10 protein-coding genes are annotated in these 12,446 nt (G+C 72.1%); 4 read left to right on the top strand and 6 right to left on the bottom strand.

Annotated elements, in window-relative coordinates; genetic code table 11:
* Window positions 1-149: 149 nt before the first annotated feature.
* The 3 genes from G011_RS0105910 to G011_RS0105900 all read right to left on the bottom strand — a co-directional run bounded on the left by G011_RS0105910 (window position 150) and on the right by G011_RS0105900 (window position 4,726).
* The gene (locus G011_RS0105910; protein WP_013155406.1) at window positions 150-1,439 is read right to left on the bottom strand and encodes a citrate synthase; all 1,290 of its coding nucleotides are present in this window, start codon (window positions 1,437-1,439) and stop codon (window positions 150-152) included.
* Window positions 1,440-2,245: 806 nt separating this feature from the next.
* The gene (locus G011_RS0105905) at window positions 2,246-3,871 is read right to left on the bottom strand and encodes a peptide chain release factor 3 (RefSeq protein ID WP_013155407.1); all 1,626 of its coding nucleotides are present in this window, start codon (window positions 3,869-3,871) and stop codon (window positions 2,246-2,248) included.
* A gap of 105 nt (window positions 3,872-3,976) precedes the next feature.
* Window positions 3,977-4,726 (bottom strand): TetR/AcrR family transcriptional regulator, encoded by a 750-nt coding sequence (locus G011_RS0105900; RefSeq protein WP_019607682.1) that lies wholly within the window; start codon window positions 4,724-4,726, stop codon window positions 3,977-3,979.
* 147 nt (window positions 4,727-4,873) lie between these two features.
* Here G011_RS0105900 and G011_RS0105895 point away from each other — a divergent pair, with 147 nt between their 5' ends.
* Window positions 4,874-6,028, top strand: a complete 1,155-nt coding sequence (locus G011_RS0105895; protein ID WP_019607681.1) for an acyl-CoA dehydrogenase family protein — start codon at window positions 4,874-4,876, stop codon at window positions 6,026-6,028.
* 230 nt (window positions 6,029-6,258) lie between these two features.
* Here G011_RS0105895 and G011_RS0105890 read toward each other — a convergent pair whose 3' ends face one another.
* Both G011_RS0105890 and G011_RS0105885 read right to left on the bottom strand, forming a co-directional pair.
* Window positions 6,259-7,071 carry an NAD-dependent epimerase/dehydratase family protein gene (locus G011_RS0105890; protein WP_026338058.1) on the bottom strand — a complete coding sequence of 271 codons (813 nt, stop codon included), beginning with the start codon at window positions 7,069-7,071 and terminating at the stop codon, window positions 6,259-6,261.
* An 88-nt stretch (window positions 7,072-7,159) separates the two neighbouring features.
* Window positions 7,160-7,399: a hypothetical protein gene (locus G011_RS0105885; RefSeq protein WP_019607679.1), complete on the bottom strand. Its 240-nt coding sequence runs from the start codon at window positions 7,397-7,399 to the stop codon at window positions 7,160-7,162.
* A gap of 172 nt (window positions 7,400-7,571) precedes the next feature.
* Between G011_RS0105885 and G011_RS0105880 the strand changes: the two genes are divergently transcribed.
* The 3 genes from G011_RS0105880 (at window position 7,572) to G011_RS0105870 (ending at window position 10,472) form a co-directional block, all read left to right on the top strand.
* Window positions 7,572-8,723 (top strand): sensor histidine kinase, encoded by a 1,152-nt coding sequence (locus G011_RS0105880; protein WP_019607678.1) that lies wholly within the window; start codon window positions 7,572-7,574, stop codon window positions 8,721-8,723.
* Window positions 8,702-9,400 (top strand): response regulator transcription factor, encoded by a 699-nt coding sequence (locus G011_RS0105875; RefSeq protein ID WP_026338057.1) that lies wholly within the window; start codon window positions 8,702-8,704, stop codon window positions 9,398-9,400. The genes G011_RS0105880 and G011_RS0105875 overlap by 22 nt, the downstream gene beginning before the upstream one ends.
* 145 nt (window positions 9,401-9,545) lie before the next feature.
* Entirely contained in the window at window positions 9,546-10,472 is a 927-nt protein-coding gene (locus tag G011_RS0105870) for a glutaminase (RefSeq protein WP_013155414.1), read from the top strand.
* A 13-nt stretch (window positions 10,473-10,485) separates the two neighbouring features.
* Here G011_RS0105870 and G011_RS0105865 read toward each other — a convergent pair whose 3' ends face one another.
* Entirely contained in the window at window positions 10,486-12,177 is a 1,692-nt protein-coding gene (locus tag G011_RS0105865; protein ID WP_019607676.1) for a serine/threonine-protein kinase, read from the bottom strand.
* Window positions 12,178-12,446 lie beyond the last annotated feature (269 nt).

Genomic DNA, 12,446 nt, shown 5'->3' with positions numbered 1-12,446 from the left:
CCGCAAAATGCGGGAAAAGGCAGCCCGTAGCGGTCATACCCGGGCGTGCGGAGGGCCGAACAGCGCGGACACGGCTGTGGAGAACGCACGGGAGCGCCCGCCCCGTCTGACGCGGGCGGGCGCTCCTGTGTGCTCCGGGGGTGTGCCTGCTACCCCTGGCCGGGGAGCCGGCGCTCGGCGGAGCCGACGTAGTGCTGGCGCGGGCGCGCGATCCGGAAGGCCGGGTCGCGCAGCTGCTCGCGGTAGTGGGCGATCCAGCCGGGCAGGCGGCCGATGGCGAACAACACGGTGAACATGTTGGTCGGGAAGCCCATGGTGCGGTAGATGACGCCGGTGTAGAAGTCGACGTTCGGGTAGAGCTTGCGCTCGGTGAAGTAGGAGTCGGCGAGCGCGGCGGCCTCGAGCTTGAGGGCGAGCGCGAACAGCTCGTCCGGGTTCTCGTCGCGGTCGAGGATCTGGCTGGCCAGAACCTTGATCTCCTTGCTGCGCGGGTCGAAGTTCTTGTAGACCCGGTGCCCGAAGCCCATGAGGCGCATCTCGCGGGCCTTGACCTTCTCCAGGAAGTCCTCGATGGAGATGCCCGAGTCGCGGATCTCCTCCAGCATCTCCAGGACGGCCTGGTTGGCTCCGCCGTGGGACGGGCCGGAGAGGGCGTTGATGCCCGAGGCCACGCTGGCGTAGATGTCGGCCTTCGAGGAGCCGACGACGCGCACGGTGGCGGTGGAGCAGTTGAGCTCGTGGTCGGCGTGCAGCACCAGCAGCATGCCGACGGCCTGGTTGAACAGGTCGCCCAGCTCGCTGTCGGCGTGGACGTCGCCGAAGGTCATCCGGATGAAGTTGTCGACGTAGTCGAGCGAGCTGTCCGGGCCGATCGGCTTCTCACCGATCGAGTTGCGGTAAATGCGGGCCGCGATCGTCGGCAGCTTGGCCAACAGCCGGATCGTGGCGAGCTCCACCTGGTCCTCGTCGCCGGGGTCGACGCTGTCGTCGTAGTAGGCGGCGAGGGTGTTCACGGCGCTGGCCATGAGGGACATGGGGTGGCCGTTGCGGGGCATCGCGTCGATGAGCGCGCCCATGTCGGCCGGGATGTCGGCGTTGTCGCGCAGCTTGTCGGCGAACTCCTTGAGCTGGTCCGCGTCGGGCAGCTCGCCGTAGATCACCAGGTAGGCGACCTCGATGAAGGTCGCGCCCACGGCGAGGTCCTCGATCGGGTACCCGCGATAGCGCAGGATCCCGGCGGCCCCGTCGATGTAGGTGATCTCCGAGCTACACGAAGCGGTGTTGCCGAACCCCGGGTCCAGGGTCGTCATCCCCGTCGACCCCAGCAGGGTCTTCAGCTCGATGGTGCGCTCACCCTCGGTACCGGTGAACACCGGCAGCTTCAGCACGCCGCCCTCGTAGTGGAGCTCCACCGTGCGCTCTTTGTCGTCTTCGCTCATGCCCGAGGTCAACCTTTCCAGGCGGGGGATACGTGAGGTGCGTCATACGCGGGGCGGTCCGCCGCCACGTTCCTGCTTCACTCGTTATTGTTCTGTTTTGTTAAACGACAGTTAAGCAAAAGCATATAAGTTTCACCGATTCACGAACAGGTGACATGCAACACATACCCACACGTGCATCTAATTACCGCCAGGTGAAGATTTACAAACTTTGCCAGCCGTCGATTATTTCGTGATCGCCCTGAGACGTCGCAGCCGGAACCGGAAGGTCCTCCCGGCGCCCCGCTGCCTCCTTGTACCGGTCCCCTGGGCGGTCCGACATCCGCCCGAACCCTCCCCCTTCGGCCTGTCCTTCACAGAAGTGGACAGAGCCGGACGAAGCTCGGTGCGGCCGGGTGTCCGAACACGCCCTAGTGGCCTTCCCTCAGGGTACCTTCGCGCTGTTCACGGGGCCTGAGGCGGGGTACCCGCGCGCTGGTGATCTTGGCCTCTGCCTGGGCCTCGGGGATCACGGCGACCCCGCCGACCGCGGCGAACCGGGCCCGTCGTGGCAACGGACTGTGCGTGCGCCACGGGAGTTCACACCCGGCGGGCGCACAGCTCCGCCGCACCGCCGGGACGCCCTCCGGGAGGCGTTCCGCGAAGCGGCCAATTTCCCCGGGATCCGGGCCCGGTAACGACAGTGGGTAACCGCTATTCACCCGGGGTAAACGGCCCGGGCGCGCTTTGCCGTAAAGGGCGGCGGCCCGGACCGGTTCCTCCGGTCCGGGCCGCGGCGCGGCCGAGGGGCCTCGCCGCCCGGGGCCTCACTCGGCCTCGTCGACGCCTCCGGCCAGCAACGGCTCCATGAACAGCGTCGGGTGGTCGCGCTCGATCACCCTCAGGCGCCACTTGTTGTGCACCAGTACCAGAAGCTCGCCGTCGCCCCGTCGCCGCAGCACCTCCGCGCCCGACAGCGCGTGCAGGGCGGGCGCCGACTCGGCGTCGGTGCGCCGCGCCACGGAGTAGTCCAGCGGCGAGGCCTCGATCGGGGCCCGGAACTCGTGCTCCATGCGGTGCTTGACCACGTCGAACTGGAGGGGGCCCACCGCCGCGAGCACCGGCGCCTGCTCACCGCGCACGTCCGAGGACAGCACCTGCACCACGCCCTCGGCGTCCATCTGGGCGATGCCGCGCTGGAACTGCTTGTACTTGCTCGCGTCCTTGGCCCGCGCCACCACGAAGTGCTCGGGGGCGAAGCTGGGGATCGGCGGGTAGGACACCTTGGGGCCGTCGTAGAGGGTGTCGCCCACGGCCAGCGCCTGGGCGTTGACCAGCGCGATCACGTCGCCGGGGTAGGCCGTCTCGATGGTGGTGCGGTCGGATCCGAACACCGCCTGGGTGTACTTGGTGGCGAACGGACGGCCCGTGGGCGCGTGGGTGAGCACCATGCCGCGGTCGAAGCGGCCCGAGCTGATGCGCACGAAGGCCATCCGGTCCCGGTGGTTCTTGTCCATGTTGGCCTGCATCTTGAACACCTGGCCCGAGAACGGGTCGGCCACGGCGCGCGGGCGCTCGCGGTCGTCCTCCTTGGGCCCGGGGGCCGGGGCCAGGCCCACCACGGCCTCCAGCAGCTGACCGACCCCGAAGTTGGGCAGCGCGGCGCCGAAGAGCACCGGGGAGGACTCCCCCGCCAGGAAGGACTCGGCGTCGAAGTCGGCGCCCAGCGCCTCCAGCAGCTCGATCTCCTCCTGGGCCTGGACCCAGGCGTCGGCCTCCACCTCGGCGGCGCGCTCGGGCTCCAGGACCTCCTCGATGGCCTTGTGGGCCCCTCCCGGGGTGCGCGACATCTTGGTGTAGACGCCCTCGCGGCGGTCGATGAGGCCGCGGAAGTCCCCGGCGATGCCCACCGGCCAGTTCATCGGGGTGGGGCGCAGCCCGATGCGCTGCTCGATCTCGTCCAGCAGCTCCAGGGGCTCGCGGCCGGGGCGGTCCCACTTGTTGACGAAGGTGATGACCGGCATCTTGCGGGCCCGGCACACGTCGAAGAGCTTGAGCGTCTGCGGCTCCAGGCCCTTGGCCGAGTCCAGCAGCATGATCGCGCAGTCCACCGCGGACAGCACCCGGTAGGTGTCCTCGGAGAAGTCGGCGTGGCCGGGGGTGTCCACCAGGTTGAGCACCCGGTCGTCGTAGTCGATGCGCAGCGCGGCGGAGGTGATGGAGATGCCGCGGTCCTGCTCCATCTCCATCCAGTCCGAGGTCACGCCCTTGCGGTCGCCCTTGCCGTGCACGGCGCCCGCCGAGGAGATCGCGGCGGCGTGCAGCGCCAGGGCCTCGGTCAGGGTGGACTTTCCGGCGTCGGGGTGGGAGATCACCGCGAACGTCCGCCGCCGGGAGGCCTCGCGTACGACCTCAGACTCCTGCTTGGTGGCGCCCGCCGTGTCCACGCTCATTTCCGCTGTCCGATCCGCCTCGTGTGACTACCCGTTTCCCGGCCCACCAGCCTACGCTCGTCGGAGCGCCGCCCCGACCGCGCGGGGCCCGGCCCCTCGAACCCCCTACGCCTTCGCGGGTCCCTCGGTTCCCTCCACCCTCTCCGGTTCCTCGGACTCCCGGACGGCCTCGGCGACACGGCGGAGCAGCTCCTCACGGCCGGTGCCACCGGGGTAGACCGCCACGAGCACCCGGTCGCGCCGCGGCTCCGGCGCGGTGTGCAGCATCGGCTCGGCGGCCCGGCGGACGAACTCCATGGCCTCGTCGAAGCGCGCCCACACCTCGCGGACGTCCTGCTCCGGGCCGCGCAGCCACCCGCGCAGGACGTGGTTGTGCGCCGCGATGAGCGACGCCGCCACCACCCCGGCGGCCAGTGAGCGGTCACCGCCTCCCCCGCGCCGCGCCAGGTAGCGGCTGAAGGCGGCCTGGTAGCGGGCGGTCATCGCCACCTCCCGGTCGCGCAGGCGGGCGTGAGCGCGGACCAGGCGGTAGCGGGGCACGGTGATCTCCGGATCGCCCAGGTACCCCTGGAGCACCAGCCGGGTGGCGGAGAGGACCGACGTCAGCGGGTCGTCCGGGGAGGCCTCCAGGAAGCCCTCGACCGTGGCGAACAACTCGTCGTGCTCGGCGAAGAGGATGTCCTCCTTCGAGCCGAAGCGGCGGAACAGGCTGCGTCGGCTCACGCCCGTGGCCGCGGCGATCTGGTCCATCGTCGTGGCCTCGAAGCCGTCCTCGGTGAACAGCCGCACCGCGGCCAGCACCACGGCGCGGGTGTCCCCGCGCGCCTGACCGCCCCGGCCTCCCGAGTTCTCCATGGGCCGCGCCCCCTTCGTCCGGTGTCTGGGAGGGCTGTGCGCCCCCATCTGTGTACTTCATCCCTTCCACCCCTTATCCTGGCACTGGATGCCAAAGAATGGCACGCGGTGCCATCTCCCGGGACCGCCGCCAGGGGAGGAATGCAGATGAGCGACTTCGACCTGTTCAGAACCACCGAGGAGCACGAGGAGCTGCGCGAGGCCGTACGCTCCGTCGCCGAGGACAAGATCGCCCCGCACGCGGCGGAGGTGGACGAGAGGAGCGCCTTCCCCCAGGACGCCCTCGACGCGCTGGTGGCCACGGACTTCCACGCCCCGCACATCGCCGAGGAGTACGACGGTGTGGGCGCCGACGCCCTGGCCACCTGCATCGTCATCGAGGAGGTCGCCCGCGTGTGCGCCTCCTCCTCCCTGATCCCCGCCGTCAACAAGCTCGGCACCATGCCGCTGATCCTGGGCGCCTCCGAGGAGGTCAAGCGGCGCTACCTGCCCGAGGTGGCCAGCGGCGGGGCGATGTTCTCCTACGGCCTGTCCGAGCGCGAGGCCGGTTCCGACACCGCGAGCATGCGCACCCAGGCCGTCGCCGACGGCGACGGCTGGATCCTCAACGGCCAGAAGTCCTGGATCACCAACGCCGGGGTCAGCAAGTACTACACGGTGCTGGCGGTGACCGACCCCGAGGGCGCGCGCGGCCGCAACGTCTCCGCCTTCGTGCTGCACGCCGACGACGAGGGCTTCACGCTGGGCGAGCCCGAGCGCAAGCTCGGCATCAAGGGCTCCCCCACCCGCGAGCTGTTCTTCGACAACGTGCGCGTCCCCGGCGACCGCATCGTCGGCGCCCCGGGCGAGGGCCTCAAGATCGCGCTGCGCACCCTGGACCACACCCGCGTCACCATCGGCGCGCAGGCCGTCGGCATCGCGCAGGGCGCGCTGGACCAGGCGGTGGCCTACGTCAAGGAGCGCAAGCAGTTCGGCAGGCACATCGCCGACTTCCAGGGCGTGCAGTTCATGCTCGCCGACATGGCGATGAAGCTGGAGACCGCGCGGCAGATGGTCTACGTGGCCGCCGCCAAGTCCGAGCGCGGCGACGACGACCTGCCGTTCTACGGCGCCGCCGCCAAGTGCTTCGCCTCCGACGCCGCCATGGAGATCACCACCGACGCCGTGCAGCTCCTGGGCGGCGCGGGTTACGTGAAGGACTTCCCCCTGGAGCGCATGATGCGCGACGCCAAGATCACCCAGATCTACGAGGGCACCAACCAGATCCAGCGCATGGTCATGGCCCGCCAGCTGCTCAAGTAGCGGCCCGGAGACACGGGAAGACCCTGCTCACGGCCGGTCTCCGCGAAGACGCGGGCCGTGGAGCGGGGTCTTTTCCGTGTGCTGCGCCGTGCCGTCGCGCGAGTCCGCCGGAAGCGGGCTGTTCCGGCCGTGTTCCGCCGGGAGTGCGCGAGCCCCCGTCCCACCGCGCGCCGGTCCCCCGGCGCGCGGCCGGGGGCCGCGTGAGGGGCCCGGCTCTCAGGAGCGGGAGGTCAGAGCGTGGCCTCGCGGACGAAGCGGCCCAGCGGGATGGGGTCGCGGCCGAGCGCCGCGCGCACGTCCTCGGTGACCTCGGCCGCCCTGCCCCGGACCGCGGCGGCGAAGCGCTCGTTGAGGGTGTCGATGAAGCGGTCGTTCCACCCCCGGTCCGCGGCGCGGAAGTAGAAGCCCGCCTCGTCGACGGCCTTGAACCGCCACACCGGGCTCTCGGTGCCCCGGGTCTGCTTGACCACCTCGCGGAAGGTGAGCGGCTGCGGGCCCGTGAGCGTGTACTCCCTGCCGCTGTGGTCGTCCAGCAGGGCCGCGACGGCGGCGTCGGCCACGTCGCGGGCGTCCACGAAGCTGACCTCGGTCCTCTTCTTGACCGGCAGTTCGAGGCGGCCGTTGCGCGAGCGCGCCAGACCGGCGAACATCCCCTCGGTGAAGTCCTGGAAGAGCCAGTTGGACCGCAGCACGGTCCACCGGCCGAACAGGTCCCTGGCCCGCAGCTCGGCGGCGCGCTGGTCGGAGTCCGACGGCGCGTACTCGCTGCCCATGGCGGTCAGGACCACGGCGTTGACGGCCCCGGCCGCGGCGGCCCTCTCCAGGAACCCGGCGACCCGGTTGCCCAGCGCGCTCCCGACCGGTGTCACCACGAGGACGTTCTTGACGCCGTCGAGGATCTCGTCCCAGTTGGAGGTGTCGGTCCAGTCCAGACGGGTCTTCGAGGTGCGGGACGCGCCCGTCGCGGGCAGGCCGCGACTCCTCAGCTGGGTGAGGACGCGGCGGCCCACCATTCCGGTGGCTCCGGTGACCAGAGTGCTCATCGTCTACAAGGTACCGACGCTCGGACCGGACACGAACCGTCCTCGCCGCGTCGGGCCCGGCGCGGACCCGCGCGGGCCGGCCCCGCCCTCAGGCCCGGCTCCGCGGCCGCCGCGCCTCCATCCCCAGGACCAGGACGGCGCCGACGGCGGCCACGACCAGGTTGGCGAGCACCTCGTGGCCCTCGAAGGCCGCCACGCGGGGCACGACGAAGCGGTTGAACGAGTTGAGGGCCACACCCAGGAACGGCTGGTACCAGAGGTGGTCGACGGCGCCGCTGACGCCGACGAGGACGAGCAGGACGCCGACGCCCTGGATGACCTTGCGCATACCCCCGACGCTAGAGCCGGGGCGCGCGCGGCGCATCGGCCGACCGTCCAGTCCCGCCCGGCCGCCCGCCGGGCGCGCGTCGGCCGAACGGCCGAGGGCGCTCGTCCCGCGCCCCGACCGCCCCCGCCCTCCGGGAGCGGTCCCGAACGTAGACTGCACGGCGATGAACGCTATGGCCGGGCGGTGCGGCGCGCGCGACTGGATCGTGGACTCCTCCATCTTCCTGATCGCCCTCCTCTCCGTGCTGATGAACGCCGCCGAGTTCCCCCACCTGCCCGTCCGGGAACCGGTCCTGCCCGTGTGGCTCAAGGCCGCCGACGCGGCCCTCTCCCTGCTGGCCTGCCTGGCGCTGTGGTGGCGGCGGCGCTGGCCGGTCCAGATCGCCGTCGTGCTCGTCCTGTACTCCGCCGTCTCCGGTCTGGCCTCGGGCGCGATGCTCATCGCCCTGTTCTCCCTGGCCGTGCGCCGTCCGCCCCGCACCAGCCTGGCGGTGTACGGGCTGAGCGTGGGCGCCTCGCTCGTGCACGCCGCGCTGTGGCCCGACCCGCACGCCCCGTTCCTGGTGATCCTCCTGCTGGGGGCCGCCCTCCAGGGCGCCGTGACCGGCTGGGGGCTCACCGTCCAGCACCGGCGCGAGCTGGTGGAGTCCCTGCGCGACCGGGCCCTGCACGCCGAGACGGAGGCGCAGCTGCGCGCCGAGCACGCCCAGCACCAGGTCCGCGAGGCCATGGCCCGCGAGATCCACGACGTGCTCGGGCACCGGCTGTCGCTGCTGAGCGTGCACGCGGGCGCCCTGGAGTACCGGCCCGGCGCCCCCGCCGAGGAGGTGGCCCGGTCGGCGAAGGTGATCCGCGAGAGCGCCCACCAGGCCCTCCAGGACCTGCGGGAGGTGATCGGCGTGCTGCGCGCGCCCGTCGGGGAGCTGCCGCAGCCGACCATGGCCGACCTGCGGCAGCTGGTGGAGGAGGCCGACGAGGCCGGGACCCGGGTGGAGTTCGTGCAGGAGTGCGCCGGGACGGTCCCCGAGCGCACCGGGCGCACCGCCTACCGGATCGTCCAGGAGGGGCTGACGAACGTGCGCAAGCACGCCCCGGGCGCCACCACGCGCGTACTGGTCCGGGGAGCCCCGGGCGACGGCCTGCTGGTGGAGGTGGGCAACGACCCCTCCCCCGGCGCCCCTCCCGCGGCGTCGGGCGGGGACGGCGACGGCCAGGGCCTGGTCGGGCTCGCCGAGCGGGTGTCCCTGGCCTCGGGGCGGCTGGAGCACGGCCCGGACGGTCGGGGTGGCTGGCGGCTGGCGGCATGGCTACCGTGGCCGACATGAGCGAGACGGAGCGGGAGATCGGGGTCGTGCTCGTCGATGACGACGCGCTGGTCCGGGTCGGCCTGGTGATGATGATGGGCGGCGCGCCCGACATCCGGGTGCTGGCCGAGGCCGAGGACGGGAGCGCGGTGGTCGACCTGGTGGCGCGCCACTCCCCCGACGTGGTCCTGATGGACATCCGGATGCCGACGGTGGACGGGCTGACCGCCACCGAGCGGCTGCGGGCCCTGGAGAACCCGCCCGAGGTGCTGGTGCTGACCACCTTCGACGCCGACGAGCACGTGCTGCGCGCGCTGCGGGCGGGCGCGGCCGGGTTCCTGCTCAAGGACACCCCTCCGGCGGAGATCGTGGAGTCGGTGCGCCAGGTGTCCCGGGGCATGTCGGTGCTCTCCCCGGCGGTGACGCGGCGGCTGGTCGAACGGGTGGGCGCCAACGACCGCGGCGAGCGGGCCCTGCGTGCGCGCGAGAGGCTCTCGGCGCTCAACGGCCGGGAGTTGGAGGTGGCCGTGGCGGTCGGCGAGGGCCGGTCCAACGCCGACATCGCCTCGGCCCTGTTCCTGAGCGTGCCGACGGTCAAGACGCACGTGTCGAGCATCCTCACCAAGCTCGGGCTCAACAACCGCGTCCAGGTGGCGCTGCTCGTGCACGACGCCCAGCTCCTGGACGGGAGGGGCTGACCCGCCTTCCGCCGCCTCCGCGGCCGTCCAGCGCCGCCTCACGGCCCCCTCCCGCCCCGCCGCGGCCGTCCCGAGCCATGCCCGGGCCCGTCCTGGGTAGCCGGGGGGTGAAGGGACACCGACACGGAAGGGGGCTGCGGCCGAGGTGAGTGACCGCGACGACTACGCAGAGGTGCTCGACGCCGTCATGGAGAGGGTGCGGTCGCACATCGGCGAGGGCCGGGTCGCCGACTACATCCCCGAACTGGCCAACGTGGACCCGGACGAGTTCGGGTTCGCCGTGGCCACGGTGGACGGCGACCTGTACAGCGTCGGCGACCATTCCCGGACGCGCTTCTCCATGCAGAGCATCACCAAGGTGTTCACCCTGGCGCTGGTGATGAGCAGGTCCGGGGACAGCGTGTGGAAGCGGGTCCACCGGGAGCCCTCGGGCAACTCCTTCAACTCCCTGTACCAGCTGGAGTTCGAGAGCGGTGTGCCCCGCAACCCGATGATCAACCCGGGCGCGCTCATCGTCACCGACCAGCTGCTGTCCGACACCGGGGACGCCGTCGGCGCCCTGGGGGAGCTGCTGTGCGCGGAGACGGGCGACCCCGACCTGCACACGGACAACCTGGTGGCGCGCTCGGAGGACGAGCACGGCGACCGCAACCGGTCGCTGGCCTACCTCATGTCCAGCTTCGGCAACATGCGCAACCCGGTGCCGGAGGTGCTGGACCACTACTTCCGGCAGTGCGCGATCACCGTCAGCTGTGAGGAGCTGGCCCGGGTGGGGCTGCTGCTGGCGCGCCACGGCAGGCGCGCGGACGGCTCCCAGCTGCTCAGCCGCTCCGACGCGCGCCGCGTCATGGCGGTGATGCTCACCTGCGGCACCTACGACGCCGCGGGCGAGTTCGCCTACCGTGTCGGCCTGCCCTGCAAGAGCGGGGTGGGCGGCGGCATCCTCGCGATCGTGCCGGGTCGCTGCTCCGTGGCGGCGTGGGGGCCCGGCCTGGACGCCAAGGGCAACTCGGTGACGGCGGCGCTGGCCCTGGAGGCCTTCACCGACATCACCAACTGCTCCGTGTTCTGACCGCTCCGACCGCTCAGTCGTCCCGGTCGGCCGGTTCGAAGCTGCGGGACATGTGGTCCAGCAGCGCCCGGTTCTGCTCGGGGTCGTCGTTGTCGGCGACCAGGAACAGGGCGTAGCCGATGTCCTCGGTGTGGAAGCCGCGGTTGACGGCGTGCATGTCGCCGTTGCCGAAGGTGAACTCCCAGTCGGCGGCGCTGACGTAGTCCTCCGCCCAGTCGGCCTCCACGTCCTCGATGCCGATCAACTCGTAGCCGCTGAAGTTGTTGCTGCCGACGGGCTCGAACTCGCGCCAGTCGTCCCCGGCGTCGGGGTTGGGGTCGTCGGTCTGGTCCACCAGCAGGTAGCCGCCGTCGGGGTTGCGGAAGTAGACCATGTGGCCCTCGCGCTCGACGTTCCAGCCCTCGGGGACGTCCACGGAGAAGCCGCTGGGGTCCTCGTGGCGGGTGAGGGGCCCCCAGACCTCCTCCACTGCGTCCTCGTCCCGCTCTTCCTCCGACTCCTCGTCCGAGGGCTGCGCGGACTCCCGCGGCGTCTCCTCGGCGGCGGACGCGCTCTCCTCGGCGGGGGGCGTCGGCTCCTCCGCGCCGGGGTCGGCGGCGGCCTCCTGGCCCGAGCCGTCGACCAGCCCGGTGTCGGCCCCGCCCGAGCGGTTCATGCTCACCAGGAGGCTGGTGGTGGCGCCCGCGACGAGGAGCACGAACACGGCGGCGGCGACCAGCAGCGTCCGCCGGACGGAACCGGGGCGCCCCTCACGGCGGGGGGCGGCCGGGCCGGGGACCGGCGGTTCGGCGCGGACGGCCGCCTCCGCGACCCCCTCAGGCTCCGGCGCGGGCACGGTGGTGACCATCGCGGGGGCGGCGGTCTCGGGGGTGTCGTCCGCGTCCCGGATCTCGCGCAGCAGGGCGCGCACCTCGCCGACCGACGGCCGGTCCTCCGGGCGCTTCTCGCACAGGGCCTCCAGGACCGGGCGCAGCGGACCGGCGTTGACCGGCTCGGGCAGGTCCTGGGTGACGATGGCGGTCAGCGTGGCCATCGGGGTCGGCCGCTCGAAGGGCAGGGCGCCCTCGACCGCCTGGTAGAGGGTGACGCCCAGGGCCCACATGTCCGAGGCCGGGGTGGCCGAGTGCCCGTGCGCGACCTCCGGGGCCAGGTAGCTCGGCGAGCCGATCAGCAGCCCGGTGCTGGTCAGGTGGGTGGCGCCGTCCAGGTGGGCGATGCCGAAGTCGGTCAGGACCGCGCGGTCGTTGCCCGCGATGAGCACGTTGCCCGGCTTGATGTCGCGGTGCACGATGCCGCGGGCGTGCGCCTCGGCCAGCCCCGCCGCCATCTGCTCGCCGATCCCGGCGGCCCGCCGGACCGGCAGCGCGCCCTCGTCGCGGACGAGGTCGCCCAGGGAGGGGCCGCGGACCAGTTCCATGACGATCCACGGACGGCCGTCCTCCTCGGCCACGTCGAACACCGTGATGATGGCGGGGTGGCTGAGCTGCGCCGCGCTGCGCGCCTCGCGCAGCATGCGGGTGCGCAGCACCTCGACCTCGTGCGGGGGCAGGTTCGGCGGTGTGGTCAGCTCCTTGACGGCGACCGGCCGGTCCAGGAGGGTGTCGGTGCCCTGCCAGACCCGCCCCATGCCTCCGGAGCCGATGACCTCGTCCAGACGGTACCGGTTGACCAGGAGGCGACGGGGGTCGGCTTCGGAACTGTTCATGAAGGCGCTGTTCCTCTGTGCGGAGGGGCGGTGCGGGGAGTACGGGGCGCGGCTGAGGAGGAGCCCCTGGGCGTTAGCGAGTCTAGGATCCCCCGGCCACTGTTGGCGCTCCCCGCCACGGTGTCATGTGCCTTCCCCCGGCGGGGGAGTCCGGGAGCACGCCCCTGACATGGGCGGATTCCGTCGGAGGCACCGCGCGGCGCCGGACCGGCGGGACGGGGATCACCGGGCGTGTCCGCCCGGCCCGCGCCGCACGGACTCGTGCGGGG

The sequence above is a fragment of the Nocardiopsis sp. CNS-639 genome, from assembly GCF_000381685.1.
GTDB classification, from domain to species: domain Bacteria; phylum Actinomycetota; class Actinomycetes; order Streptosporangiales; family Streptosporangiaceae; genus Nocardiopsis; species Nocardiopsis dassonvillei.
The sequence above is the reverse complement of the archived record's forward strand: the minus strand, read 5'-3'. Positions and strand labels throughout refer to the sequence as shown.

Excerpts from the sequence above, each read along its gene's own strand:
- G011_RS0105910 (WP_013155406.1), bottom strand. The coding sequence starts at position 1,439 with ATGAGCGAAGACGACAAAGAGCGCACGGTGGAGCTCCACTACGAGGGC.
- G011_RS0105905 (WP_013155407.1), bottom strand. The coding sequence starts at position 3,871 with ATGAGCGTGGACACGGCGGGCGCCACCAAGCAGGAGTCTGAGGTCGTA.
- G011_RS0105900 (WP_019607682.1), bottom strand. The coding sequence starts at position 4,726 with ATGGAGAACTCGGGAGGCCGGGGCGGTCAGGCGCGCGGGGACACCCGC.
- G011_RS0105895 (WP_019607681.1), top strand. The coding sequence starts at position 4,874 with ATGAGCGACTTCGACCTGTTCAGAACCACCGAGGAGCACGAGGAGCTG.
- G011_RS0105890 (WP_026338058.1), bottom strand. The coding sequence starts at position 7,071 with ATGAGCACTCTGGTCACCGGAGCCACCGGAATGGTGGGCCGCCGCGTC.
- G011_RS0105885 (WP_019607679.1), bottom strand. The coding sequence starts at position 7,399 with ATGCGCAAGGTCATCCAGGGCGTCGGCGTCCTGCTCGTCCTCGTCGGC.
- G011_RS0105880 (WP_019607678.1), top strand. The coding sequence starts at position 7,572 with ATGGCCGGGCGGTGCGGCGCGCGCGACTGGATCGTGGACTCCTCCATC.
- G011_RS0105875 (WP_026338057.1), top strand. The coding sequence starts at position 8,702 with ATGGCTACCGTGGCCGACATGAGCGAGACGGAGCGGGAGATCGGGGTC.
- G011_RS0105865 (WP_019607676.1), bottom strand. The coding sequence starts at position 12,177 with ATGAACAGTTCCGAAGCCGACCCCCGTCGCCTCCTGGTCAACCGGTAC.